Here is a 24,065-nt window from a genome sequence, read left to right as displayed (position 1 = left end):
ATGGCCGAAACATCCTCCTCCGCAACCACTTCCCGCGCGCCGAGCGAGGCCGCTCGCTGCCATCCGGAGGACACCGTGCGGACCTACCTCGAGCGCGGGTGGTGGCAGCCCGAGACGATCCCCGAGATCTTCCACCAACGGCTGGCCGGGGCTCCGAATTCCCCGGCACTCACCGATCCGGCCAACCTCGCCGACCTGACCGGAGCGAAGCCGCGCACCCTGACCTGGCGCGAACTCGACGACTACATCACCGATATCGCCGCGGTCCTGCTGGCCAACGGCATTCGCCAAGGCTCGACGGTCGCCATCCAACTCCCGAACTCCGTCGCCCTCACCGCCACCTATCTGGCCCTCTGGCGGCTCGGCGCGGTGGCAACGCCCATGCCGGTGTCGTATCGGCGGCATGAGCTGTCCGGGATCGTGGCGGCAACCGATGCCGAGGCGATCATTACCGTTGGGAGACTGGGTGATCGCGCGCTGGCGGCCGAGGCACTCGAGGTGGCCCGAGGCGAGCGCACCGTATTCGTCTTCGATTCGTCCGATGCGGGGGGTGCCCTCGAAGATCGGACGCGCGTGGTACCGATCGGTGACGCGGTCGGCGAGGAGGCGCGTAACCAGTTGCGCGATTACGAGTCTCGGCTGCGGGTCAGTGTGAATGATCGGGTGACGATCTGTTGGACCAGTGGGACCGAGGCGGCGCCCAAGGGGGTGCCGCGGTGTCATGGGGATTGGCTGGCGGTGGCAGGTGGGGTGCAGGACGGCCTTGGGGTGACTCCGGAGTCGGTGGTGCTCAATCCGTTTCCCATGGTGAATATGGCCGGATTCGCGGGGTCGTTCCTGCCGTGGTTGTTGGGTGGCGGGCATTTGGTCCAGCATCAGCCGTTGGATTTGGGGGTGTTCTTTCGGCAGATCGCCGAGCATCGGGTGACGCATACGGCCATGCCGCCCGCATTGCTGACCATGCTGTTGCAGAACGATGCGCTGCGGGCGCAGGCGGATCTGTCCTCGCTGCGGACCGTGGGTTCGGGTGGTGCGCCCTTGCCGCCGTCGGTGGTGCGGGGATGGCAGGAGGAGTTGGGGATTCAGGTCATCAACTTCTTCGGATCCAACGAGGGCGTCAGCCTCTTGGGGGCTCCGGCCGATATTCCGGATCCGACGGTGCGGGCCCAGCATCTGCCGTACTACGGTGCGGCCGGGGTGCGGTGGTCCACTCGTTTGGCCGCGCGAACCAGCGTGAAACTGGTCGACGTCACCACGGGGGAGACCGTTACCGAGACCGGGGGACGCGGGGAACTGCGGTTGCGCGGTCCGGCCGTGTTCGGCGGCTACCTGCCGGGGACCGCGAGCGCCGAACCGTTCGACGAGGAGGGATACCTCTGTAGCGGAGACGTTTTCGAGCTCGCCGAGGGTGGGAAGTATCTCCGGTTCGTGGATCGGGTGAAGGAGATCATTATTCGGGGTGGGATGAATATCGCGCCTGCGGAGATCGAGGGTCTGCTCATGGATCATCCGGCGGTCGCGGACGTGGCGGTGGTCGGGTATCCCGATGAGGTGCTCGGCGAAAAGTGTTGCGCCATTGTCGTTCCCGCGGAGGGCGCGACCGTGACGCTCGAGGATCTCGTCGCCCACCTGAAGGCTCGTGACGTCGCGTCGTTCAAACTGCCCGAGTGCCTGGAGATCGCCGAGACGCTCCCGCGCAACCCGGTCGGCAAATTGCTGCGCCGGGAATTGCGCGCCCAACTCTGAACCTTCGAGGAGGAACCCGTGTCCGTGTACATACTCGGCGGCGCGCAAACCGATTTTGCCTTCAACTTTCATCGCGCCGGACTGGAATTCGACGCACTCATCTACGGTGTGCTGTACGACGCACTCGAACCCCTGGGGCTGGCCGCGAGTGCAATCGACGTCATCCACGTGGGCAATGCCTTCGGCCAATTGTTCACCGGCCAAGGCCATCTCGGCGGCATGCCCGCAACGGTTCGTCCCGGGTTCTGGGGTGTTCCGGCCACCCGGCACGAGGCTGCCTGCGCCTCCGGGAGCATGGCCGCTCTGGCCGCCATGGCCGACCTGGAATCGGGGCGCTACGACTGTGCGCTCGTCCTGGGTGCGGAATTGGAGAAGACCGTTCCGGGTGCGCAGGCGGCAGCCTATATGGGTGCTGCCGCCTGGGCGGGTCACGAAGCCGTGGGCACCGATTTGGTGTGGCCCACCCAATTCGCCGCCATCGCCGACGAATACGACCGTCGCTACGGACTCGATCCGGCCTATCTGCGGGCCATCAGTGAGCTGAATATCGCCAATGCCCGGTTGAATCCGCTTGCCCAAACCCGTGACTGGTCCTACACGGACAGCAGCTTCACCGACGACGATGCCGCCAACCCGCCCGTCGTCGGGAAACTCCGGCGTCAGGACTGTAGCCAGATGACCGACGGTGCAGCCGCCGTCGTCCTGGTCTCCGACCGATTCCTGAAGCAGCACAGCGACTTCCGAGCCGCCGACGTCGCCGTGATCTCCGGGTGGGGACATCGCACCGTCGGCCTACCCCTGGACGCGAAATTCCACGCCTCCGCCAACGACCCCTATGTCTTCCCCCACGTCCGCACCGCGGTCCTCGACGCCCTCTCCCGCGCGGGCCTGACCGACATCCATCAACTCGACGGCGTCGAAGTCCACGACTGCTTCTCCATGTCGGAGTACCTGGCCATCGACCACCTGGGCCTCACCGCCCCCGGCGAAAGCTGGAAAGCCATCGAATCCGGCACGATCGCCCGCGACGGCAGTCTCCCCATCAATCCCGGCGGCGGCCTGATCGGCATCGGCCACCCGGTCGGAGCCACCGGCGTCCGCATGCTGCTAGACGCCTACAAACAGGTCACCGGCCGCGCGGGCGACTACCAACTCCCGGATGTCACCCGCTACGGCACCGTCAATATCGGCGGCAGCACAACGACCGTCGCCAGCTTCGTCGTGGAGGCCGTCAGCGACTGACGGTGCTCGCTCTCACCCCTCGAGCTTGGCCGGGTCGCGCACCGCACCGCGGTCCGACGAGGTGGCCAGCAGCGCATAGGTTTTCAGCGCCAGTGACACCTGCCGGTCGCGGTTGCGTGGGCGGTAGCCGCCGTTCGCTTCCAGGGTCGCGCGCCGGGATTCGAGCTCGGCGTCGTCGACGTGCAGGGTCAGGGTGCGCGACGGGATGTCGATGGTGATCGAATCTCCGTCCTCGACCAGAGCCAGGGTGCCACCCGCCGCGGCCTCGGGGGAGATGTGGCCGATGGAGCAGCCGGACGAGCCGCCCGAGAAGCGGCCGTCGGTGATCAGCGCGCACTCCCTGGCCAGGCCGAGGCCCTTCAGATATGAAGTGGGATACAGCATTTCCTGCATGCCCGGGCCGCCGCGCGGGCCCTCGTAGCGGATCACCAGGACGTCGCCGGACTTGATGCGCTTGGACAGGATCGCCTCGACCGCGTCCTCCTGGGATTCCACCACCACGGCCGGGCCGGTGAAGGTGTGCATGTGTGCCGCCACGCCCGCCGACTTCACCACCGCGCCGTCGGGAGACAGATTGCCGCGCAGCACCGCCAGCCCGCCGTCGCGCGAATGCGCGTGCGCGACATCGCGAATGCAACCCTCGGCGGCATCGAGGTCCAGATCGTGCCAGCGTTCGGACTGGGAGAAGGCGGAGGCCGAACGCTTCCCACCCGGTGCGGCATGGAACAGTTCCAGGGCGGCGGGGGAGGGCTCGGCGGCGCGCACGTCCCATTCGCCGAGCCAGCCGTCGAGCGAATCGGCGTGCACCGCATGGACATCGCGGTGCAGCAGACCCGCCCGGTTCAGTTCACCCAGCAGCGCCGGAATGCCACCCGCCCGGTGCACATCCTCGATCAGATAGTCGCCGTTCGGGGCCACCTTGCACAGGCACGGCACCTGCAGCGACATCTTCTCGATATCGGTCAGGTTGTAATCCAACCCGGCCTCCTGCGCGGCGGCCAGCAGGTGCAGCACCGTGTTGGTGGAGCCGCCCATGGCCAGATCCAGGGCCATCGCATTGTCGAAGGCCTTGCGGGAGGCGATGTTTCGGGGCAGCACCGAGGCGTCGTCCGCGTCGTAGTAGCGGCGCGTGATATCCATGACGGTCCGTCCCGCCGCCCGGTACAGCTCGGCGCGGGCGGTGTGGGTGGCCAGGGTGGTGCCATTGCCGGGCAGGGCCAGGCCCAGCGCCTCGGTCAGGCAGTTCATGGAGTTGGCGGTGAACATGCCCGCGCAGGAACCGCAGGTGGGGCAGGCGTTCTCCTCGATGCGGGCCAGGTCCTCGTCGGAAACCTCCGGGGACACGGCCTCGGCCATGGTGACGATCAGGTCGAGGCGGCTGCGCACGGTGCCATCCACCAGCACCGCGGTGCCGCCCTCCATCGGGCCGCCGGAGACGAACACCGTCGGGATGTTCAGGCGCAGGGCGGCCATGAGCATGCCGGGAGTGATCTTGTCGCAGTTGGAGATGCACACCAGGGCGTCGGCGCGGTGCGCGTTCACCATGTACTCGATCGAATCGGCGATGAGATCGCGGGAGGGGAGCGAATACAGCATTCCGCTGTGCCCCATGGCGATTCCGTCGTCCACGGCGATCGTATTGAACTCGCGCGGAATGCCGCCCGCCGCGCGCACGGCCTCGGAGACCATGCGCCCGACTGGCTGGAGGTGGGTGTGGCCGGGCACGAACTCGGTGAAGCTATTGGCGATGGCGACGACCGGCTTGCGGCCGATATCCGCCGACGGGACGCCGCTGGCACGCATGAGCGCGCGGGCCCCGGCCATATTCCGTCCGTGCGTGACCGTGCGGGAGCGCAACTCGGGCACGATGCCACCTCCTGCTCTCTGCCATCCACAACCAAGTGGGCCATCCGCAACCAAATGGTTGCAACCGTGTGGTTGGAGTTTGCCACAGTCGCGGGTCCAACCGCAACCGTGTGGTTGGAGATGGTTGGATAGGGCCCATGGCGTGGGATACCGAGAGGACCAAACGGCTGCTACTCGAGGCGGCGGTGCACGAGTTCGCCGAACGCGGACCCGACGGTGCCCGGGTGAATGCCATCGCCGCCCGCGCGGGCATCAACAAGGAACGCATCTACCAGTACTTCGGCGACAAACGCGGCCTCTTCGAAGCCGTCCTCACCGACCAACTCGAACAACTCGCGGCAGCCAGCCCCCTCTCCGCCGACAAGGCCGGAGACCTGGCCGAATACGCGGGCCACGTCTTCGACTTCCACCGCACCCACCCCCAATTCCTCCGCCTCATGTACTGGGAAGGCCTGCAACCCCAAGAAGGCGAACTCCCCGCCGAATCCGCCCGCGCCTCCCACTACGCGGAAAAAGTCGCAGCCCTCGCCGCCGCCCAACGCGCCGGAACCCTCACCACCGACGTCGCCCCCGGCTACCTCCTCTACGCCGTAGCCGCCCTCGCAGCCTGGTGGTTCGCCGCCCCTCAAGTGGTCCGAATGATCCTCGGCGCAGACACCGACAACCCCGACGCGCTGCGCGCAGCTCTGGTCGCATTGGTACGGCGACTCGAAGTACGCGACTAGGTGCTGTCTCCCAACCAGTGACTCGAACCCCCGGACGCGACACCGCGAGGCGGCGAGCGAGCAATCACCGGGAACCTGGCATACGTGCGGCAAACTTGGGCGGAGCCGACGCGAACAGCGGGAGATCCGGATGGCAACTGCTCGGAGTTTGGTCACTTCAGCGATACTCGGCATAGCGTCGCTGGTCACGGCGACCGCCGTGGTATCCCCGGCGTCGGCCGACGTGGCACCGCCCGACAAGGTCGCCGTCGACATTGTCAGTGTCACTGGAAGCGGATGTCCATCGGGCACAGCTTCCGTGGCGGTCTCGTCCGACCGAAATGCATTCACGATCTTTTACTCTGGGTTCATCGCACAGGCGGGCAGCGGCGTCCCTGCCAGGGATTCGAGACGGAACTGTCAGATGATCTTGAAAGTTTCAAAGCCGCAGGGATACACCTTCGGCGTGGCGCGGATTGACCACGGAGGATATGCATCGTTGCAGCAAGGCGTGTCTGCCCAGATGCAAGCGGGGTACTACTTCGCGGGTGAGGCCTCCACGCGGCAGCTTCGCCACAACTTCTACGGTCCACTCGATGAAAGCTGGCAGACCACCGACCCCGTTGGCGTCGTCTCCTTCGAGTCATGCGGCCAACAGCGAAACCTCATCATCAACACGGAATTACGCGTCAGTGGCGGCGGTTCCGCATCCGACGTCAATTACTTCTCCGTGGGCTCGCACGATGGCACGACCGGCACGACCTACAGCCTCGCCTGGAAACAGTGCTAGATCAGATCGAACACCCCGGCCCGCGCGGCGGCGGTGAAGCTGTCCCACGCCGCGGGCTCGAAAACCAGCACCGGGCTGGCGTCGCGCAACGTCGAATCCCGCACTGCGACTTGGCCGCCGCCGAGATGCGCCGCCTCCACGCAGTCCCCACCCGAACTGGTGCTGTAGCTGCTCTTGAACCAGCGTGCCCCGGATAGATCGCTGTTCACGCTTCGTACTCCTTTGCCGCAGACAGCAGTAGCTGTCGGGATGTGTCCGGATTCAACGCTACCCGGCTGATCTCGGCGAAGGCATCGGCGTAGCGCTGTACCTCGCCCTCGCGTTCCAGATAGAGGTCTCCGGCGTAGCCTTCGACGAAGACCACCGGTGGTTCGGTCAGGCCGATGCTCGGGAGCTTCGGAAACTCCAGGACCGCAAACGATCCGATGAGGGAGCCGAGGTGGCCGCTCGTAGTGAATGGCACGACTCGGATGGTGATGTTCGAGCGTTCGGCGAGGTCGGTGAGGCGTTGCAGCTGTGTGGCCATGACGGCGGGACCGCCGAGTTGATCCCGGAGAACCGCCTCCGACAGGATCGCATCGACGGTGAAAGACGGGTCATCCAAACGGGTTTGGCGTCGGACGAACATCTCGACGCGTTTGGCCACCTGCTCGGGCGGCATCTGCGGGGATTCGATCCATGTGATGGCCCGCCGGTATTCGGGGGTCTGCAGCAGTCCGGGAACCACATTCAACCGCCACGTGGCCAGCTTCCGGGCGGCTTGTTCCAGTCCGATGTAGTGGTCGAAGCCCGGATTCAACTCGTCGGCGTAAGCCCGCCACCAGTTCTTCTGTGATGCCGCGAGTTCCTGTGCCAGGCCGAGCATCACCTTCCGCTCCTCGTCGCTGGCCTGATAGGCGTCGGCCCAGACATTGATCCAGAGCTGTGACACCTTGGCCTTCATGCCGTACTCGATCCGGGCCACGGTCTGCTGAGACGTATCGACCAGTTGTCCCGCAGAGTATTTCGTCATCTCGGCACGCTCGCGAAGTTGCGCCAGCATCCTTCCGAGTGCTCTGGCGGGAAGCGTAGAACCAGACATTTTCTTAGCCTCGCTATTTGAGGAGAGTCGAAATCTGGAAGTACCCAATATGAAAGTCTGGCAGTTTTCGGTTGGCTCGCCAAGCTGAAACTTCCAAAGTCCTGGCTGGTTGGCGTGTACTCGTATCACCGCGCGCGGCGAGTCCAAATATCAACTCCCACAACTGGAGCCAGCCATGACGTTCGTCTGCCACGACATTCCGGACTATCCGGTCATGAATCTCGAGATGGCCAAATCCGCTCTCGCCAAACACCACGACTGCGGTCCCGAGTGCGAGGCCAAGAGGTACTTCGCGGCCCGTGTCCCCCTCCTCGAGTGCCGAGCCGAGCATCCTCCGCTGCGGTCGCACCACGTCGGCCGACCGCCTTGGAACATCTTCTGCACCGGGGATTAGTTGATCATGGGCCTAAACGTGCACAAAGCCATGGAAATTGGCAGCAACCTGTCCTCCGGCAGCGATTTGTGCACGAATAGGCCCATCCTCAACTTTCAATCGCCTCAACAGCGTGATGCAGCGCTTCAATAAACGCCGCAGTCGCCGGTGGAATCGGGGGGTCGCCGTACGTCGCCAGGTAGATGCGTCGCCGGAAGTCGGGCAGTGGGGTGGCCTGGATCAGGGGTGCGCGGTGGCTGCGCAGGGTCAGGGCGGGGATGGTGGTCACGGCCATGCCCGCGGCGACCAGCGCCTGCTCGACGATCACGTCGTCGCTGGTGTAGGTGATGCGCGGGGTGAAACCGGCGCGCTGGCAGGCCTCGAGGAACTCTCGGCGGCAGTTTGGGCAACCGGCGATCCAGTCCGAGTCGCGGTGGTCGGCCAGGGTCTGGCCGGGTTCGAGGCTGAGCAGGCACATGGGGTCGTCGAACAGGTGGGTGGTGTGGATGTCGTCCGGCGTCGTGTCGTCGTAGCGGAAGATGACGGCGGCATCCACCTCCCCGGCCCGCAGGAGATCGCAGGCCACATTCGGGTGGGCGTCGGCCAAATGCAGTTCGATGCCGGGATATTCGCGGCGCAGGGTGATCGCGGCATGCGGGATCAATGTGGCCAATGCCGATTGGAATCCGGCCACCCGGACCCGACCGGTGCGCAGGCCGACCAGGGCGGACAATTCCGCGGCGGCGGTGTCGACCCGGGCGACGATCTCGGCCGCGCGGCGGGCCAGGTGTTCGCCCTCCGGCGTGAGTCGGATACCGCGGCCGACCCGCTGCACGAGCCGAGCGCCGGTCTCGGCTTCCAGGCGGGCCAGGTGATGGCTGACGGCGGGCTGCGAATAGTTCAGCTGCTTGGCGGCTTTGGTGACCGAGCCCTGCGCGGCGATCGCCGCGAGCACGCGTAATCGCACGATATCCAGCATCCATCAAGGATATTGATCGGTAGGCGCGAATATTGTCATTGGACGAATACGACCTCCCGGCGAGACGCTGAGCGACACAACCGCTCTCGCGAGGAGGACACCATGACAACCGCCTCGACCACGCGCCCGACCACCCCGGCACTCGACGATCTCGTCGCGGCGGTGCGCCGGGTGATCGATAGGCGCGTCGACTGGGCACGCACCGCGGAACTGGTCGCCGAACAGCTCCGCGCCCATCTGCCCGGCCCCGACGTTCTGACGCCCGAACAACGTCGCGGTAATCCCGACGAGCTCGCGGGCCACGTCCTGCACGTCGAGCCCGACGGCGCGTTCTCCATCGTCGGCCTGGTCTGCCTGCCCGGCCAGACCACCCGCATCCACGACCACATCACCTGGTGCGTCGTCGGCGTGCTGGCGGGCACCGAGCACGAGGAACTGTTCGACGCATCGCTCGAACGAATCGGCGTGCGCGACAACGGTGTAGGCGAGGTCGACGGCTTCGCCCCACCCGGCGATATCCACCGCATTCGGAACGAGACCCGCGAAACCGCCATCAGCCTGCACATCTACGGCACCGACCTCACGCGGGTCGGGTCCAGCGTCCGGCGCAATTACAACTGAGGGAGACGGTCGTGGACACCGACGCGCGGGTGGAACTGCGGCAGCTGCGCGTGTCGTGCGCGACGATGCCACCGTCGACGAGGTGGTGACTCTGGTCGCCGGTGCTTTGGCCACGAGCCCGAGCTCAGGCGGCGACGGTGTCCGCCGCGAAGAGTGGGAGGCGGCGGGCCATGAAGCGGGCGAGGCCGGGGAGCGCGGTTTCGCCGCGGGGGATGACTCGGGGATTGACGAGGCGGTACCGGCGGAAGGCGTAGGTGGTTTCGGCTTCGCCCGCGGCAAGGATGTTCTTGATCCAGTCGGTTCGGCCGTGGCCCATGGCCACATAGAGGGTGCCGTCGACACGGAAGGCGTTGACCGGGGTGGAGAACGCGCGGCCGGATTTGCGGCCTCGGTGTTGGATCACGGCGAAGCCCGGCAGGTAGGGCCCGAGTTTGCGGACGACCGGGTTCATGTACTTGACCTGCAGGCGGTCGAACCAGGCCGGGAACATGTTCCGCTCAACGGTATCCATGGTGGCATCTCCAATCACGCATTGTCTGCGGCAGATTACCCACGTTTCGGATCAGTTGGGGGCGAGGGCGTTTGCGACAGCGGTGAGGATCGGGGCGCAGGCGGTGTCGAGGGTGAGGGTGGCGAGGTCGTCGGCGCGGGTGCGGCCGCGGTTCAGGATGATTACGGGGCGGCCGGATTTGGCGGTGTGGCGGGCGAAACGGAGGCCGGACATGACCGTGAGGGAGGAGCCGATGACCAGGAGGGCATCGGCGGAGTCGACCACCTCGAAGGCGGCGGCAACTCGGGGTTTGGGGACGGATTCGCCGAAATAGACGATGTCGGGCTTGAGGAGGCCGCGGCACTCGAGGCAGTCGACCATGCGGAAGGAGGCGGTGTCGGTGACCACCGCGTCGGCGTCGGGGGCCACCTCCAGGCCGTCGAGGGGGTGGGATTCGGCGAAGCCGGGGTTGGCGGCTTCCAGGCGGTCGGCCAGGGACATGCGGGAGGTGAGGGACCCGCAGCTGAGGCAGCGGACTCGGGCATAAATGCCGTGCAGGTCGATGACGTTGCGGTGCAGCGCTTTCGTGTGGAGCAGATCCACGTTCTGGGTGATCACGCCGGTGACCACGCCCGCGCGTTCCAAACGCGACAGCGCGTGGTGGGAGGGGTTGGGGCGGGCGGCGTCCATGCGACGCCAGCCAATGTGGTTGCGGGCCCAATAGCGTTGCCGGAACACCGGATCGCCGACGAACTGCTGGTAGGTCATGGGGGTGCGGGGCGGGGAATCGGGGCTGCGGTAGTCGGGGATGCCGCTGTCGGTGGAGATGCCCGCGCCGGTGAGGACGGCCAGGCGGCGGCCGGAGATCAACTCCAAGAGGCGATCCAGCTGGTCGGGAGCGGGCATGAGGCCAGCGTACGACGGGCCGGTGCTGTGCGACCGGTCACACCGTGTCACAGGCGGCGGGGCCGTCTCGTCTACCAGTCGAGACGCCATCGAGGGCATGGCGCAACCGACAGAAGGAGATGATCACAATGGTTGAGACGGTGCTGGTTACCGGTGGCACGGGCACCCTGGGCAAGCTGGTAACGCCGCTGCTGCTGCAGGCCGGAGTCACCGTTCGGGTACTGAGCCGCACCGCGCGGGAGAGCGTGGACGGCATCGAATACGTGGCCGGAGACCTGCAGACCGGCGAGGGCGTCGAGGCCGCGGTCAAGGGTGTGGACACGGTGCTGCACCTCGCGGGCGAACTGAAGGGCGACGGTGAGAAGGCGCAAATCCTGGTCGATGCGATCAAGGCGGCCGGGGCCTTCCCGCACCTGATCTATATCTCGGTGGTCGGCGCGGACCGGGTGCCGGTGCACAGCTTCATCGACCGCCAGACCATGAGCTACATGGCCAGCAAGCGGGAAGCCGAAGTGGTGGTGGAGAATTCGGGCCTGCCGTGGACCACCCTGCGCGCCACCCAGTTCCACGATCTGCTGTTCGGCATGGTGACCGCCATGGGCAAGCTGCCCATCGTCCCGGCGTTCGATTTCCGGTTCCAGCCCATCGAAACCGCCGAGGTGGCAGCGCGATTGGTGGAACTGACGCTGGGTGAGCCCGCCGGACTGGTCGACGAGATCGGCGGCCCGAAGGTGTACACCATGAAGGAACTCGAGCGCAGCTACCTGGACGCCACCGGACGGCGTCGCCCGATCCTCACCGTGAAGGCACCGGGTAAGGCGTCGCGCATCTACGCGGCGGGTGCCAACCTGACGCCGGATCACGCTGTGGGACAGCGCACCTGGGAAGAATTCCTGACCGCCAAGCTCGCCGAAGCGTGATCGATGGTGCGGGACGGGTTCGGCCTCAGCGCGGTCCGTTGGTGTTGAGATACACCACCGGACCGTCGCCGAATCGCCCGTGCGCGTTCATATCCAGAAGCGCGGCCATGGCCTTGGCGGTATAGACCGGCTCCAGCTGCATATGCTCCCGATCGGCCGAGAGTGCCTGTGCGGTAGCTGCTTCCGGCATGGGGTGGCCGTATCCGGGTCCGAGATACTCGGTCACGATATCGAGATTGTCGGTGGGGGAGAGGTCCTCGGGAAGCTGAGCCCCGCGCTTACGCAGCAGCCGCTCGCTGCGAGCGGCAAGCTTCGACAGCGTCGATTCGTCAAGGCGCAGTGTGTCATTCACGACCACACCCACCACCCGGGTCGACAGCCCCGCGAGCCGCAAGCCCAGTGAAAGCCCGGCGGCGGTACCGCCCGAACCCACCGGAATCACGATATGACTCGGCTCCGGCAGCTCTCCCGCTCGCACCTGCTCCGCCAATTCCAGTGCCGCCTCGACATATCCGAGCGCACCCACCGCCGACGACCCGCCCGCGGGCAGGAAATACGGCGGTCGGAAACCGGAGAAATTCCGCCCCAGCAGAAACGGCGCACTGGCTATCGTCCGCGCCTTGGTATGGGTGAAGTGCAGCTCCGCGCCCGAGTCGCGCAGTCTCTTCAACTGCGCGCGCACATGCTCGTCCTCGGGCTGATCGACCAGTGCCAGAACGGTTTTCAACCCGTGCTCGCGCCCGTACAGCGCGGTCGCCAACCCCCAGTTGGTGCCCAAACCGCCCACGGTCACGATGGTCTTGCGGCCCTGCCGCAGCGCATCGGGCAGCAGCCATTCCAGTTTGCGGACCTTGTTGCCGCCCCAGCCACCGTCACCGAACGTGCTGTCGTCCTTGAGCCAGATATCCGCGCCGACCGTGTCCAGTGACGCCAGCCGCCGCACCGGTGTCGGGCTCGTTCCCAACCGCACATGCGGGAGAGTCCGCGCGAGTTCGGGATAACGCTGGTGCAGATGCGGGGTCATCACACCAACCCTATCCACTGCCCAGGTCCGCGACGAGTGTGGCGGCCAGCACACGAGGCCCCCTGCCCGACTGCTACTTTTCGAAAGGACCTTAGATTCGGCAAGGAGAACTTCATGCCTGGTGTAACCGATCGCGTCGTCATTGTCACCGGAGCCGGTGGCGGCCTGGGCCGCGAATACGCGCTGCTGCTGGCCCGCGAGGGTGCGCTGGTCGTGGTCAACGACCTCGGCGGCGCGCGCGACGGCTCCGGCTCCGGCCACAGCATGGCCGACTCGGTGGTGGAGGAGATCCGCGCCGCCGGTGGCACCGCGGTCGCCAACTACGACAGCGTCGCCACCGTCGAGGGCGCGCAGGCGCTCGTCCAGACCGCGCTCGACACCTTCGGCGCGGTGCACGGCGTGGTCAACAACGCGGGCATCCTGCGCGACACCAGCTTCGGCAAGATGACCCCCGAGGCCTTCGAAGCCGTGCAGCGCGTGCATCTGTTCGGCTCGTTCAATGTCACCCACGCCGCCTGGGGCCACTTCCGCGAGCAGGGCTTCGGCCGCATCGTCATGATCACCTCCACCTCCGGCCTGTACGGCAACTTCGGCCAAGCCAATTACGGCGCGGCCAAACTCGGCCTGGTCGGCATGATGAACACCCTCGCCATCGAGGGCCGCAAATACGACATCAAGGTCAATGCGGTGGCCCCCATCGCTGCCACCCGCATGACCGCGGACATCGCCTCTCCCGAAATGCTCGAGAAGTTGCCGCCCGCCCAGGTCGCGCCGATCGTGGGATACCTGGTCAGCGAGGAGAACCAGGACTCCGGCATGACCTTCGTGGTCGGCGGCGGCGCGGTGCACCGCGTCCAGTTGTTCGCCAACAAGCCCGTCTTGTTCAGTGCGGTCCCGACGCTGGATGAGGTGCGAGAGAATTGGAGTCGTATTACCGATATGTCCGACGCTCAGCCCGGGGTGAATCCAGCGGGGTGAACCCCACGCGGGTTGAGCCTGCGCGAGGAGCTCGCCATGAGCGAGAACATGTGGGACGCACTGGTTGTCGGAGCCGGAGTGGGCGGGCTGTGCGCGGCCGCCCGGCTCGCCCACGACGGCTACCGCACCCTGGTGGTCGAACGGCTGGATCGGGTGGGGGGACGCGCCTCCACCGAGGAGATCGACGGATTCACCATCAATACCGGCGCGGTGGTCGTCGAAATCGGCGGCATCACCGAACAGACCTTTCAGGAGGTCGGGGCGAAATTCGAAGTGCGACCGGCGGATCCGCCGATTCTCTACCGCATCAACGGGCGTGACGTGGACGTCACCAGCGGCGGTTGGGGACTGCTCATCTCGCAACTGACCCGGCACGGGGCCAGGCTGCTCACCGGAATCGGCGCGGCCCGCGAGGACAGCGGGCTGCCCGATCGGGAGCTGTCCACCGCCGAATGGGTGCGGCGGTACACCAAAAACGATGCGGTGCAAGGGATCTTCCGCAATATGTGCGGATCGATCTTCGCGGTCGGGTCGGAGGAGCTGCCCGCGCGCGTGTTCCTCACCTACTTCACGCGCAAGTCGGCGTTCAAGAAGTTCGGGTTCTGCCCGGAGGGGACGATCGGGCTGTGGAAGGCGCTCGCCGAGGTGGTGGAACACAATGGGGGACAGGTCTGGCTGAACAGTGAGGTCGAGAAGCTCCTGGTCGAGGACGATCGCATCACCGGGGCCCGCATCCGACGTGACGGTGAAACCACCACCGTGACTTGCGCTTTCGCGATCAGCGATATCGGACCCTCGGCCACCCTGGATCTCGTTGGGCCCGAACACTTCCCGTCCGCCTACGTCGGCACTGTGCTCCAGCGCGATCTGCCCTGCGCCATGATCTCGGTCAACTTCGCCAGCCGCGAACCCTTGATCAAGGCCCCCGGCCTGCTCAGCTTCGCCCGCACCCGCCGCCTGTGCTACGTCGCCAACTTCACCGCGACCTGCCCCGAGATGGCACCGGAGGGTTGGCATCTCTACGTCGGCACCGGTGTCCCCAAACCCTCGGTCGGCGACTTCGACCCCGAGGCCGAAACCGCCCTGGTACTCCAGGATCTCCGCGAAGAACTCCCCGGCTTCGAACAGGCCCGAATCCTCTCCATCGCCGTAACCCGAGACGACTGGCCACCCCAACGCGCCGTCGCCGGATACGACCTCCCCCACGACACCCCCTTCGCCAACCTCTGGAACGTCGGCGACGCCGTCAAGGAATACGCCAACGGCGGCATCACCGCCTGCGCGGAGACTGCCAAGATCGTCGTAGACGAAATCCTCGCCTCCGGCCTCGCCCGCCCCAGCCCCTGATCGGCATCTCCTCTCGGCGGATCCACGTCCTCGTCGTCCTGGCCGCCTGTGCGGCGCGGTATCAGCCGCGCTTGCGCTCGTGGCTGCGCCAGCGCTCGTCATGGCGGATCGCATGCCCGGCACGCTCTGGATTGGGAATCATTGGTAGCAGGGCGCATTCCGGCTACAAGCGCCCCGGAATGGCGGGGGAGCGGTGCGCCGGAATGGTGGTGGTCGCCGGGTATGGGTGACTCAGGCCAGTTTTTCGGTCATGCCGGGGAGGCGGTCGACCATGGCGACGACGTAGTCGGCTACGAGGTCTATGAGGACTGGGCGGTCTACCTTTAGGCCGCCGTCGAGCCAGACGAGGATGAGTTCGGCTGCGCCGCCGGTGATCAGCTGGGCCAGGGCTGTCAGGGCGGTGTCGTCGCCTTCGGGGCGGTCGAGGAGGACTCGGGTTTGTTCGATGAGGAGGGCGGCTACCTGGCGCATGCCTTCGAAGCGGCGGCGCATGAGTAGCTCGCTGCCGTAGGCCTGGGCGAAGGCGATATTGGCGCGGCGGGGGTCATCGGTGACGGCGATGATGAGGGCGGCCACGCCCGCGCGGAGTTTTTGGTCGGAGCCGCCGGGGGTTTCGGTCATGGCCGTGCGGGCCCGGGTGAGGGCCTCGCCCTGGACCTCATCGAGCAGGGTCGCGGCCAAAGCGTCGAGGTCGGTGAAGGATTCGTAGAAGAAGCGCGGGCCGACCTTCGCCTGCTCGCACACGCCGCGCACCGTGAGAGCGGCCAGCCCCTGCGTTCCGACGATCTCCAGCGCGGCGTCGAGCAGTCGCCGCCTGCGCTGTTCCCTGCGCTCATCGAGCGTGGTGCCGCGATAGGTTCCGTTGAAAGCCCGCGTCACTCTGACAGCTTGGCACAGAAATCGGGAAACGAACGTTTACGGATATCTCCGTTTCCGCTACCGTTGGTACATGGCTGTTCGAAAAGCCGTGGTGAATCACCGAATTCAGCGTCGCGCCGCCGGGGTGCTGGAGCGTTATCCCACCGTGCCGCGGGCGCTGGCGACACCGCCGCCCGGCAGCGGGCTCAAACCGGTGATGGGTGATTACGGTCCGCCCGGCATCGGACACGTGGTCGCCACCCTCGCCGATCCCCTCGGATTCAGCCGCGAACGCATGAAGCTGTTCGGCCCGGTGCAGTGGACCGGGGTGTTCGGCCGTCAGGTCGTCGGCCTCGGCAGCCCGGCCGCCATCGAGGATTTCCTGCTGGACCGCAAGCATGTGCTCTCCGCGCAGAAGGGCTGGGAGTTCCTCATCGGGCCGTTCTTCCGGGGCGGAATCCTCTTGCGGGACTTCGACGATCACGCCTACCACCGGCGCATCCTGCAACAGGCGTTCACGCGGACGCGCCTGGTCGGGTATCTCAATCTCACCACCCCGCGCATCGTGCGCGGCGTCGACTCCTGGCTGCCCGCACCGGATTTCCCGCTCTACGATCACGTCAAGCGACTGCTGCTGGAACAGGCCACCGTGGTCTTCGCGGGCGCGGAACTCGGCCCCGAGGCCACGCGGCTGTCCCGCGCCTTCGAGGACGCCGTGCACGGCGGCAAGGCCATCATTCGCACGAATATGCCCGGGGGAGTGTGGAATCGGGGCCTGCGCGGGCGCAAACTCCTCGAGGACTACTTCCGCCGCGAACTGCCCGCCAAACGCGCGGGGGAGGGCGAGGACCTGTTCAGCGTGCTCTGCCACGCCGAGACCGAGGACGGCGAATCCTTCACCGACGCCGACATCGTCGACCACATGATCTTCGTCATGATGGCCGCGCACGACACCAGCACCATCGCCATCTCCATGCTCGCCTACGAACTGGCCCGCCACCCCGAATGGCAGGAGCGGCTGCGCAAGGAATCCGAGGCCCTGGGCAAACCGACCCTCGACTACGCCGACCTCGACCGCCTCCCCGGCCTGGAAATGGCGTTCAAGGAAACGCTGCGCATGTACGCCCCGGTCGGGCAAATGGTGCGAGAAGCCCTGGCGGACACCGACATCGCGGGCTACTACATCCCCAAGGGCGCACTCGTCATGGTCGGCGCGTACTCCATGATGCGCAACGAGGAATACTGGCACGACCCGGACACCTTCGACCCCGAACGCTTCGACCCCACCCGCGCCGAAGACAAATCCCACCGCTTCGCCTGGCCCCCCTTCGGCGGCGGCGCCCACAAATGCATAGGCCGCTACTTCGGCGGCATGACAGTCAAAGCAACCATGCACCGCATGCTCCTGAACTACCGCTGGACCGTCCCACCCAACTACCAGGTCCCCCTAGTCGCCGGAACCGGCCCCACCCCCGCCGACGGCCTCCCCATCCACCTCCGCCCCCTCTGATCGATCCTGTGCTCCGGGTCGCGGCCCGTCAGCCCGGAGTCTCGGTCCCGTCCTCTCGGGGTCGAGGCTCCGTCCTCCCGGCGCGCTGTGGCCGGGATCCAGCTTGCCGCAGTGGATTCCGGCCAAGCGCACGCCGGAATGACGACGCGGGTCACCGGACGTCGCGGGGGATTCCGAGTTCGATGTCGAGGTAGCGGAGTTCGGGGTCGCGGCGGCGGCCGTTGCGGAAGGCGCGGAAGACGAGGTCTTGGGGGTGGCCGACGGCGTAGACCTCGGTGAAGGTGGCCACGGTGCGGCGGGGTGCGCCGCGCAGGCTCGGGTTGAAGCCCGCCTTGGCGAGGGGGCCTTCCCAGATCAGGGCCGCGCCGCCGGGGACGCTGTGCGGGGCGAAGCTCCAGCCGAGATCGCGCATGCGGCGGTCGAATTCGCCGGTGCCCAGGCCCGCCACGTCCCAGCCGCTGGCCTCGTTGAAAAGCTGTCTGCCGTGCAGGAATTGGACGAAGCAGGGGTCCGGCCCCGGGTGCGGGGTGCTCAGGTTGATGACGCCGTCCCACGGCAGGGTGGTCAGCGCCCAGGCCAGGCGCGCCTCGAAATCGGCCCAGTCCGAACATCCCACGGGTGCGTCGCGTTCGCTGGGCCGGTCGGCGGGCAGCCCGTAGCTGCCGGTGCCGGGCGCGTCCATGCTCCAGGTGGCGAATCGTAATCGGTCGCCGTCCATATCGAGCCCCTCGCGCAGCACCGTCACCACCGATTCGGCGACCGCGCGCCGCAGGTCGAGGGACTCGCCGCGCTGCCAGCCGGTGCTCCACTCCCGGGCCAGCCGCGGCTGCTGATGCACCCGCTGCATGGCCCGCCACTGCGGATCCGGTGCGGTGGCATCGGATTCCGAGGGCAGCGGCACCGGGTCCCAGGTGCCGTCGGGCTGCTCGCGCAGCACGCTCAACAGCCGTTCGGCGTCGGCGGCGTCGTCGGGCACCGCCACGATCACCTCGATCTCGGTGCCCTGCTGCGCGAAATGCACTCGGCGGCCGGTGAGTTCGTCACGGATCTGGATGAAGCGCGGGTTCCACCCGAGTCCGGATTCGTCCGCGTCCTCGTCCTCCTCGAGAAAAAACGGCATCGACTTGACCAGCACATCCCAACCCTGCGAACCCACCTTGCCTCCCTCCGGGTTCCCGCCAACCTACCCGCCGGTCTTCCACCGCGGCTACCGATGGGTACCGGTCGGCACGCCCGCTGTGGTAGAACCTGTTCTAGTTTTTCCACCTGAAGGACCACGAATGAACTGGTACACCGGCAATACCGTCTACGACACCGTGCTCACGATCGCCTTCGCGTTCGCCGCCTTCGTTCTCATCGGCGGCCTCTTCGGACAGAGCCCGTACGGTCGCTTCGCCACCACCAAGCTCGGACTCAATCTCAATCCGAAGCTCGGCTGGTGGTTGATGGAGATTCCGGCCACCGTGGTCTTCGCGGTCGCGTACCTGACGGGTCCACGCCGCTTCGAGCCGACTTCGCTGGTGCTGGCGGCCATCTGGATTCTGCACTACGGCAATCGGGGCTGGTTCTTCCCCCTCAATATTCGCCAAGTGCCCGGCAAGACCAGCAGTTTCAATGTTTCGGTGCTCGGCATGGGCATGCTCGTGACCACCCTGCACGGCTACCTCAATGGCGCGCTGTTCAGCCACGACTACCTGGGCCGGTACGGCACCGACTGGCTCACCGACCCCCGCTTCATTATCGGATTGCTCATCTACCTCAGCGGTTTCGCGCTGCTGGTCAGCTCCGAGCACATCGTGCGCAATCTGCGCGACAAGAACAACCCCGGCGCAACCGAATACAAGATTCCGTACGGTCTGGGATTCCGATTCGTCACCAGCCCCACCTATCTCGGCGAGCTGGTCGCTTGGGCAGGATTCGCGATGCTGACGTGGGCGCTGCCCGGCGTGGTCATCTTCCTGATCACCTTCGGCAATCTGGTGCCGCGCGCCCTCGCCACCCACGGCTGGTACCGCGAGAAGTTCAGCGACTACCCGCCGGAGCGAAAGGCCCTGGTGCCGTTCGTGATCTAGCGGGCGGCATCGGTGATCTAGCGGGCGGCCCGGCGCGGCGGATCACCGCGGTGGCGCAGCGCCTTGTCGCGGTACATGGCCGTGTCCACGGCGTGCATGAGCTCGTCGATGGCAGTGGCGTCGGTGTCCACCAGCGCGGTGCCGATGCTCGCGCCCACCCGCACCGACAGCCCGGCCACATCGAACGGATCCTCCAGCGCGCCCAGCAGACTGTCGGCCACGCCGTCCAATTCGGCCTGCCCCGAGCAGTTTTCGACCAGCACGATGAACTCGTCGCCGCCGAGGCGCGCCACCACGGCATTCGACGCCACGGCCATGCGCAGCCGGTGCGCCACATCGCAGAGCACCCGGTCACCGGCGGTGTGACCGCGGCGGTCGTTGATCTCCTTGAAGCCGTCCAGATCCAGATAGCAGACCCCGACCTGACCGGAGGCCGCGGTGAGGCGATCGAAGAACAGCAGCCGGTTGGGCAGACCGGTCAGCGAATCATGATGGGCGTCGTACCAGAGCTGATCGGCCAGCTGCTTGCGGTCGGTGACATCGACGGTGACGCCGATGAGGAAGCGCGGCCTGCCCTCGCTGTCGCGCACGATGGTCATGGACAGGTCGATGACGGTGTGCGTGCCGTCGGGCTTGGTGTGCTCGGTTTCGAAGCGGAAGCGGTCTATCTCCCCGGAGAGCAGACGCTGGAACAGTCCGAACGCGTCGCCGATATTGGCCGGGCCGAGAATCTCGGCGACCGAGCGGCCCGGCATGTCCTCGGCCGGGACGCCCAGGGTCTCGGCCATGGCGTTATTGACGTCGACCACCTTGCCGGTGCTGATATCGACCGTGCCGATGCCCACCGACGCGCCCTCGAAGATGGCCTGAAACCTGGCCTCCGACAGGTGCCGCCGGGCCTCGGCCTCGCGGGCGGCGGTGAGCGCGGCGCTCAGCGTCGTCTCTTGTTCGGCCAGCGCCACATTGCGCAGACCCGCGGTGAACTCGGCCGCGAACTCCGCGGCCAGCTCGATGGTGCGATCGCGCACCGGCCAGTAGTCCGCGCAATCGGGTTCGGGGCAGACGGTTTCGACCAGGTCCTTGCACAGCACGAAGACCGAGCGATTCACCGCCAGCGGATCGCGGTAATTGGCGGCGACCAGCGCGGCGGCGGCCTCCCGCGCCACCGAGAGATCTCCGGTGCCGCGCACCGCCGCGATCAGGCGGGGGCAGAAGCCGTCGAGCAGCTCCTCGACCTGGGCTCGGGTGAGCGTCGGCGCGACCGCGCCGTCCAGCATGTCGGCCCAGCGGACCGCCAGCTCGCTCACACCCACCGCGGCAACCCCCTTCCCCTGCCTCGATCACCTAGGCCTTGCGGCCCACACCCGCCAAACCGAGCGAGCGGCCCGGCGTCTCGTGCTGATCGCGATCGGATTCCGGCCGCCACAAGGGCAATTCCACCACACCGGGTTCGATGGGCTCCCATTTGCCGAACAGCGCGGCGATCTCGTCGCGGCCCCGGAAGTGCAGGCCGATCTTGCTGACATGCGTCGAATTGTTCTGCAGCTTCGCGGCGTCCTCGGGGCGGGTGGCCGAGGTGAGATGGGAGATGGCCACGAAACTGCCCGGGGGGACGGCGTCGTGGAGGGCGTTCACCCGGTCGATGGGCGCGTCGTCGTCGCCCATGAGGTGCAGGACGGCAATGAGCAGAACACCGACCGGTTGGTCGAAATCAATGAGGCCGGTGGCCCGCGCCTGCTCCAGCAGTTCCGCGGGCTCGCGCAGATCCGCCTCGATGGCCGTCGCATTCGCATTGCCCGCCAGGATCGCGCGCGCGTGCGCGACCGCCACCGGATCGATATCCGCGTAGAGCACCCGGCATTCCGGATCGATGGCCTGGGCCACCTCGTGCACATTGCCCGCGGTCGGCACGCCCGAACCGATGTCGAGGAACTGCCGAACCCCCGAATCCACCAGGAACCGCACCGCCCGCCGCAGGAACGCACGATTGCTCAGCGCCAGCCGCGGCAGGTCCGGGACCAGCTTCTTGGCCTGCTCGGCGGCTTGGCGATCCACCTCGAAGTTGTGCGAGCCGCCCAGTAGCGCGTCGTACATGCGCGCCGGACTGGGGCGGTTCATGTCCACGCCCTCCGGGGCCCACGCCGGTCTTTCCATCCCGAAACCCTCCTTGCCGCAACGATCGAACGTCCGCCGCTCGGTGGTGCCACGAGCACTGAGCCGTGCTGAGCGAGGCGGGCCGAGATCCGGGCAAATCCGGTGTTCCCGATCACCCGGGCGGTGCATACCGAATGGTAGTCGGCATTCGCCAGATGCCTTGCAGTGATACCACTTCCGCCCTGACGTGGGGGAATGCTCAGCGAGCCGGTGCCGCCGCGCAGGTGCTGTGCGTGATGGCGGGCACGCAGATGCCGGAGACGTCGGCCAGCAGCAAACGCGCGCCGAGGACCAGTGAGCACAGGGCGATCGCCCCGAACAGCAGCACCCACAGGATCCCGGGAATCCGGGTCAGATACGCGAGTTGATCGGCGTCGGAATGCGGTTCGCGCACCCGATTGCGCTGCAGCTCGATCACCGGCCGCACCGCCGCCAACAGCAGGAACCAGGCCGCCGCGTATGCCAGCGCCGCCTGGGTGGTGTCGGTGCCGAACCAGGACACCGCGAAGACCAGGCCGCCGGTCACCAGCAGCGACAGCAGACCGTAGAAGTTGCGGACCTTGAGCAGCAGGACCAGCAGCAGCGCGATGGTCAGCCACAGCATGAGCGTGATGCGATGCGCGCCCAGCAGCGCGGCGTAGGCCAGACCCACCAGCGCGGGCGCGGGATATCCGGCCGCCATGGTCAGAATCATGCCCAGGCCATACGGTTTGCCACTGGACACCGTCAGACCGGAAGTGTCCGAATGCAATCGGATGCTATTGAGCCGCCGACCCGTCAACAGCGCGGTGAACGCGTGCCCGCCCTCATGAGCGATGGTCACCACATTGCGCAGCACCCGCCAAGTCGGATGGAAAACCACCAACACCAGCGCCACCACCCCGGTGCCAACCACCAACTGCCAGGGCGGCGCGGCCTGAGTCGTGGTCAGCCGATCCACGATCGTGCTGCCGTGCTGAACGAACTCCGCTGTATCCACCGCCGCACCCTATCGATTCCCGCTGAGACCGACCACAGCTCACGCCGCCGACCGAACAGATTCAGCGGTGATCAATGGGTGGATCCACGAGGCGGCCCGGAGGCTCATCGGATCCTGCCGACGCACGCTTCCGGACAGCTCCGGCGAGGTGATCGGGAGCCGCGGCGAGGCAAGGGCGGATCTACCAGGCGACCGGGAGGCTCTTTGGGCCGCGCAGGAGCATGCCGGTCTTCCAGGCGATTTCGTCGGCGGGGACGGCCAGGCGCAGGGTGGGGAAGCGGCGCAGGAGGGCGGTGAGGGTGACCTGGAGTTCGAGGCGGGCCAGTTGTGCGCCGACGCAGTGGTGGAAGCCGTGGCCGAAGGCCAAGTGCGAGTTGTGGTGTCGGTCCAGGGTGAGGGTGTGGGCGTCGGGGAAGACCTCCTCGTCGCGGTTGGCGGCGCCGAGGTCGACGAACAGCGCCTCGCCCGCGCGGATGAGGGTGCCGGAAAGTTCGACGTCCTCGTTCGCGATGCGGGGGAACGCGCCACCATTGCCGAGTTGGACGTAGCGGAGCAGTTCCTCGACCGCGGCCGGGACCAGGTCGGGATCGTCGCGGAGGCGATCCCATTCACCCGTGGTGAGCAGGACGTAGGTGAAGTTCGCGATCTGGTTGGCGGTGGTCTCGTGACCGGCGACCAGCAGGGTGATGCCGAGGGTGACCAGTTCGTCCTCGGTCAGGCGGTCCTCATTGTCGCGGGCGGCGACCAGTGCGCCGAGGAGATCGTCGGTCGGGTCGGCGCGGCGCACCGCGATCTGCTCGGTGAGATAGGTGGCGAGCGAACCGTAGGCGGCCATGCGCTCCTCGGCCGACACCAGCGTCGTCGACATGACCGCATCGGAGAATTCCCGGAACCTGCGCTGGTCCTGGGCGGGCACACCGAGCATTTCGCAGATGACGGTCACCGGCACCGGCAGCGCCAGGGCCGTCACCAGATCGGCGGGCGCGCCGGATTCGGCCATGACCGTGAGCAATTCGTCCACCAGCCGCTCGGCGCGCGGCCGCAGCTCCTGGACGCGGCGCGCGGTGAACGCGGTCATGGTCAGTTTCCGCACCCGGGTCAGCTCGGGCGGATCCATGCTGGTCAGCACATTCGGCAGGGCGGGCGTCTCACGCACCCGCGGCACATCCTCGCGCCCGACGGTGGCGGCCCGGCCGAATCGGGGATCGCTGAGCACCGCGCGGACATCGGCATAGCGGGTGACCAGCCAGGCCTCGCCGCCGAACGGCAGTCGGACGCGGGAAATCGGTTCCTCGCGTTGCAGTTTCGCCGCGAGCGGATGCGGATCGAGCCGAATCGGATCGCCGAATGGATAGCGGCGGACTTCGGTGTGCGTGGTCACGCGGAACTCCTTCTCCCCGAGCTGACCATTGCAGGGTAGGAGTG

Annotated in this window: 24 protein-coding genes; 11 read left to right on the top strand and 13 right to left on the bottom strand. The window is 66.9% G+C overall.

The genetic code is table 11. The annotated features are described in order from the left end of the window. Both VMT40_RS29915 and VMT40_RS29910 read left to right on the top strand, forming a co-directional pair. Nucleotides 1–1,746, top strand: coding sequence for a class I adenylate-forming enzyme family protein (locus tag VMT40_RS29915; protein WP_326362359.1), 1,746 nt, complete (start codon nt 1–3; stop codon nt 1,744–1,746). 18 nt (nt 1,747–1,764) lie between these two features. Then, nucleotides 1,765–2,988 carry an acetyl-CoA acetyltransferase gene (locus VMT40_RS29910; RefSeq protein WP_326362357.1) on the top strand — a complete coding sequence of 408 codons (1,224 nt, stop codon included), beginning with the start codon at nt 1,765–1,767 and terminating at the stop codon, nt 2,986–2,988. 12 nt (nt 2,989–3,000) lie between these two features. Here VMT40_RS29910 and ilvD read toward each other — a convergent pair whose 3' ends face one another. Then, on the bottom strand, nt 3,001–4,854 hold the full coding sequence (gene ilvD / locus VMT40_RS29905) for a dihydroxy-acid dehydratase (RefSeq protein WP_326362356.1): 1,854 nt from the start codon (nt 4,852–4,854) through the stop codon (nt 3,001–3,003). 137 nt (nt 4,855–4,991) lie between these two features. On the opposite strand from ilvD, the gene VMT40_RS29900 reads away from it, so the two are divergent. Then, nucleotides 4,992–5,579 carry a TetR family transcriptional regulator gene (locus tag VMT40_RS29900; RefSeq protein ID WP_326362355.1) on the top strand — a complete coding sequence of 196 codons (588 nt, stop codon included), beginning with the start codon at nt 4,992–4,994 and terminating at the stop codon, nt 5,577–5,579. Nucleotides 5,580–5,709: 130 nt separating this feature from the next. Then, the gene (locus VMT40_RS29895; RefSeq protein ID WP_326362353.1) at nt 5,710–6,348 is read left to right on the top strand and encodes a DUF4360 domain-containing protein; all 639 of its coding nucleotides are present in this window, start codon (nt 5,710–5,712) and stop codon (nt 6,346–6,348) included. Here the strand turns inward: VMT40_RS29895 and VMT40_RS29890 are convergent. After that, a complete protein-coding gene (locus tag VMT40_RS29890; protein ID WP_326362351.1) occupies nt 6,345–6,557 on the bottom strand; it encodes a DUF397 domain-containing protein in 213 nt (70 codons plus the stop codon). The genes VMT40_RS29895 and VMT40_RS29890 overlap by 4 nt on opposite strands. Next, nucleotides 6,554–7,390: a helix-turn-helix domain-containing protein gene (locus VMT40_RS29885; RefSeq protein WP_326362794.1), complete on the bottom strand. Its 837-nt coding sequence runs from the start codon at nt 7,388–7,390 to the stop codon at nt 6,554–6,556. Before VMT40_RS29885 ends, VMT40_RS29890 begins: the two co-directional genes overlap by 4 nt. A gap of 214 nt (nt 7,391–7,604) precedes the next feature. Between VMT40_RS29885 and VMT40_RS29880 the strand changes: the two genes are divergently transcribed. Then, on the top strand, nt 7,605–7,823 hold the full coding sequence (locus tag VMT40_RS29880; RefSeq protein WP_326362350.1) for a hypothetical protein: 219 nt from the start codon (nt 7,605–7,607) through the stop codon (nt 7,821–7,823). Between the two features lie 88 nt (nt 7,824–7,911). Here VMT40_RS29880 and VMT40_RS29875 read toward each other — a convergent pair whose 3' ends face one another. Further along, nucleotides 7,912–8,781 carry a LysR family transcriptional regulator gene (locus VMT40_RS29875; RefSeq protein WP_326362349.1) on the bottom strand — a complete coding sequence of 290 codons (870 nt, stop codon included), beginning with the start codon at nt 8,779–8,781 and terminating at the stop codon, nt 7,912–7,914. A gap of 102 nt (nt 8,782–8,883) precedes the next feature. On the opposite strand from VMT40_RS29875, the gene VMT40_RS29870 reads away from it, so the two are divergent. Next, nucleotides 8,884–9,402 (top strand): cysteine dioxygenase family protein, encoded by a 519-nt coding sequence (locus VMT40_RS29870; RefSeq protein WP_326362347.1) that lies wholly within the window; start codon nt 8,884–8,886, stop codon nt 9,400–9,402. Between the two features lie 124 nt (nt 9,403–9,526). Here VMT40_RS29870 and VMT40_RS29865 read toward each other — a convergent pair whose 3' ends face one another. Continuing rightward, nucleotides 9,527–9,913: a nitroreductase family deazaflavin-dependent oxidoreductase gene (locus tag VMT40_RS29865; protein ID WP_326362345.1), complete on the bottom strand. Its 387-nt coding sequence runs from the start codon at nt 9,911–9,913 to the stop codon at nt 9,527–9,529. Nucleotides 9,914–9,964: 51 nt separating this feature from the next. Then, complete coding sequence (locus VMT40_RS29860; RefSeq protein ID WP_326362343.1) at nt 9,965–10,798, bottom strand: NAD-dependent protein deacetylase; 834 nt, start codon at nt 10,796–10,798, stop codon at nt 9,965–9,967. A gap of 128 nt (nt 10,799–10,926) precedes the next feature. Between VMT40_RS29860 and VMT40_RS29855 the strand changes: the two genes are divergently transcribed. Further along, nucleotides 10,927–11,718 carry an SDR family oxidoreductase gene (locus tag VMT40_RS29855; RefSeq protein ID WP_326362342.1) on the top strand — a complete coding sequence of 264 codons (792 nt, stop codon included), beginning with the start codon at nt 10,927–10,929 and terminating at the stop codon, nt 11,716–11,718. 25 nt (nt 11,719–11,743) lie between these two features. Here VMT40_RS29855 and VMT40_RS29850 read toward each other — a convergent pair whose 3' ends face one another. Beyond that, the gene (locus VMT40_RS29850; protein WP_326362340.1) at nt 11,744–12,742 is read right to left on the bottom strand and encodes a 1-aminocyclopropane-1-carboxylate deaminase/D-cysteine desulfhydrase; all 999 of its coding nucleotides are present in this window, start codon (nt 12,740–12,742) and stop codon (nt 11,744–11,746) included. A 114-nt stretch (nt 12,743–12,856) separates the two neighbouring features. Here VMT40_RS29850 and VMT40_RS29845 point away from each other — a divergent pair, with 114 nt between their 5' ends. Next, the gene (locus VMT40_RS29845) at nt 12,857–13,720 is read left to right on the top strand and encodes an SDR family oxidoreductase (RefSeq protein WP_326362338.1); all 864 of its coding nucleotides are present in this window, start codon (nt 12,857–12,859) and stop codon (nt 13,718–13,720) included. Between the two features lie 36 nt (nt 13,721–13,756). Then, the gene (locus VMT40_RS29840) at nt 13,757–15,067 is read left to right on the top strand and encodes a phytoene desaturase family protein (protein WP_326362337.1); all 1,311 of its coding nucleotides are present in this window, start codon (nt 13,757–13,759) and stop codon (nt 15,065–15,067) included. Nucleotides 15,068–15,298: 231 nt separating this feature from the next. Here VMT40_RS29840 and VMT40_RS29835 read toward each other — a convergent pair whose 3' ends face one another. Continuing rightward, entirely contained in the window at nt 15,299–15,946 is a 648-nt protein-coding gene (locus VMT40_RS29835) for a TetR/AcrR family transcriptional regulator (protein WP_326362335.1), read from the bottom strand. Nucleotides 15,947–16,016: 70 nt separating this feature from the next. Between VMT40_RS29835 and VMT40_RS29830 the strand changes: the two genes are divergently transcribed. Further along, nucleotides 16,017–17,435 carry a cytochrome P450 gene (locus VMT40_RS29830; RefSeq protein WP_326362333.1) on the top strand — a complete coding sequence of 473 codons (1,419 nt, stop codon included), beginning with the start codon at nt 16,017–16,019 and terminating at the stop codon, nt 17,433–17,435. 151 nt (nt 17,436–17,586) lie between these two features. Here the strand turns inward: VMT40_RS29830 and VMT40_RS29825 are convergent, their stop codons facing one another. Then, on the bottom strand, nt 17,587–18,591 hold the full coding sequence (locus tag VMT40_RS29825; RefSeq protein ID WP_326362332.1) for a TY-Chap domain-containing protein: 1,005 nt from the start codon (nt 18,589–18,591) through the stop codon (nt 17,587–17,589). A gap of 124 nt (nt 18,592–18,715) precedes the next feature. On the opposite strand from VMT40_RS29825, the gene VMT40_RS29820 reads away from it, so the two are divergent. Beyond that, nucleotides 18,716–19,507 carry a 3-oxo-5-alpha-steroid 4-dehydrogenase gene (locus VMT40_RS29820; protein ID WP_326362330.1) on the top strand — a complete coding sequence of 264 codons (792 nt, stop codon included), beginning with the start codon at nt 18,716–18,718 and terminating at the stop codon, nt 19,505–19,507. 17 nt (nt 19,508–19,524) lie between these two features. Here the strand turns inward: VMT40_RS29820 and VMT40_RS29815 are convergent, their stop codons facing one another. From VMT40_RS29815 to VMT40_RS29800, 4 genes are all read right to left on the bottom strand, one after another. Next, the gene (locus VMT40_RS29815) at nt 19,525–20,820 is read right to left on the bottom strand and encodes a sensor domain-containing diguanylate cyclase (RefSeq protein WP_326362329.1); all 1,296 of its coding nucleotides are present in this window, start codon (nt 20,818–20,820) and stop codon (nt 19,525–19,527) included. A 31-nt stretch (nt 20,821–20,851) separates the two neighbouring features. After that, nucleotides 20,852–21,661, bottom strand: a complete 810-nt coding sequence (locus VMT40_RS29810; protein ID WP_326362327.1) for an SAM-dependent methyltransferase — start codon at nt 21,659–21,661, stop codon at nt 20,852–20,854. Between the two features lie 199 nt (nt 21,662–21,860). Beyond that, nucleotides 21,861–22,640 (bottom strand): M50 family metallopeptidase, encoded by a 780-nt coding sequence (locus VMT40_RS29805; RefSeq protein WP_326362325.1) that lies wholly within the window; start codon nt 22,638–22,640, stop codon nt 21,861–21,863. A gap of 181 nt (nt 22,641–22,821) precedes the next feature. Continuing rightward, nucleotides 22,822–24,021 (bottom strand): cytochrome P450, encoded by a 1,200-nt coding sequence (locus tag VMT40_RS29800; protein ID WP_326362323.1) that lies wholly within the window; start codon nt 24,019–24,021, stop codon nt 22,822–22,824. Between the last annotated feature and the right edge of the window lie 44 nt (nt 24,022–24,065).

This window comes from Nocardia sp. CDC160 (genome assembly GCF_035818795.1).
GTDB lineage: Bacteria > Actinomycetota > Actinomycetes > Mycobacteriales > Mycobacteriaceae > Nocardia.
Note: the sequence above shows the minus strand (reverse complement) of the source record. Positions and strands in the feature narration are given on the sequence as shown.

Bases quoted from the DNA above. Each gene is read 5' to 3' on its own strand.
- VMT40_RS29915 (WP_326362359.1), top strand. From the start codon at position 1: ATGGCCGAAACATCCTCCTCCGCAACCACTTCCCGCGCGCCGAGCGAG.
- VMT40_RS29900 (WP_326362355.1), top strand. From the start codon at position 4,992: ATGGCGTGGGATACCGAGAGGACCAAACGGCTGCTACTCGAGGCGGCG.
- VMT40_RS29895 (WP_326362353.1), top strand. From the start codon at position 5,710: ATGGCAACTGCTCGGAGTTTGGTCACTTCAGCGATACTCGGCATAGCG.
- VMT40_RS29885 (WP_326362794.1), bottom strand. From the start codon at position 7,390: ATGCTGGCGCAACTTCGCGAGCGTGCCGAGATGACGAAATACTCTGCG.
- VMT40_RS29880 (WP_326362350.1), top strand. From the start codon at position 7,605: ATGACGTTCGTCTGCCACGACATTCCGGACTATCCGGTCATGAATCTC.
- VMT40_RS29875 (WP_326362349.1), bottom strand. From the start codon at position 8,781: ATGCTGGATATCGTGCGATTACGCGTGCTCGCGGCGATCGCCGCGCAG.
- VMT40_RS29870 (WP_326362347.1), top strand. From the start codon at position 8,884: ATGACAACCGCCTCGACCACGCGCCCGACCACCCCGGCACTCGACGAT.
- VMT40_RS29865 (WP_326362345.1), bottom strand. From the start codon at position 9,913: ATGGATACCGTTGAGCGGAACATGTTCCCGGCCTGGTTCGACCGCCTG.
- VMT40_RS29860 (WP_326362343.1), bottom strand. From the start codon at position 10,798: ATGCCCGCTCCCGACCAGCTGGATCGCCTCTTGGAGTTGATCTCCGGC.
- VMT40_RS29855 (WP_326362342.1), top strand. From the start codon at position 10,927: ATGGTTGAGACGGTGCTGGTTACCGGTGGCACGGGCACCCTGGGCAAG.
- VMT40_RS29850 (WP_326362340.1), bottom strand. From the start codon at position 12,742: ATGACCCCGCATCTGCACCAGCGTTATCCCGAACTCGCGCGGACTCTC.
- VMT40_RS29845 (WP_326362338.1), top strand. From the start codon at position 12,857: ATGCCTGGTGTAACCGATCGCGTCGTCATTGTCACCGGAGCCGGTGGC.
- VMT40_RS29840 (WP_326362337.1), top strand. From the start codon at position 13,757: ATGAGCGAGAACATGTGGGACGCACTGGTTGTCGGAGCCGGAGTGGGC.
- VMT40_RS29830 (WP_326362333.1), top strand. From the start codon at position 16,017: ATGGCTGTTCGAAAAGCCGTGGTGAATCACCGAATTCAGCGTCGCGCC.
- VMT40_RS29820 (WP_326362330.1), top strand. From the start codon at position 18,716: ATGAACTGGTACACCGGCAATACCGTCTACGACACCGTGCTCACGATC.
- VMT40_RS29810 (WP_326362327.1), bottom strand. From the start codon at position 21,661: ATGGAAAGACCGGCGTGGGCCCCGGAGGGCGTGGACATGAACCGCCCC.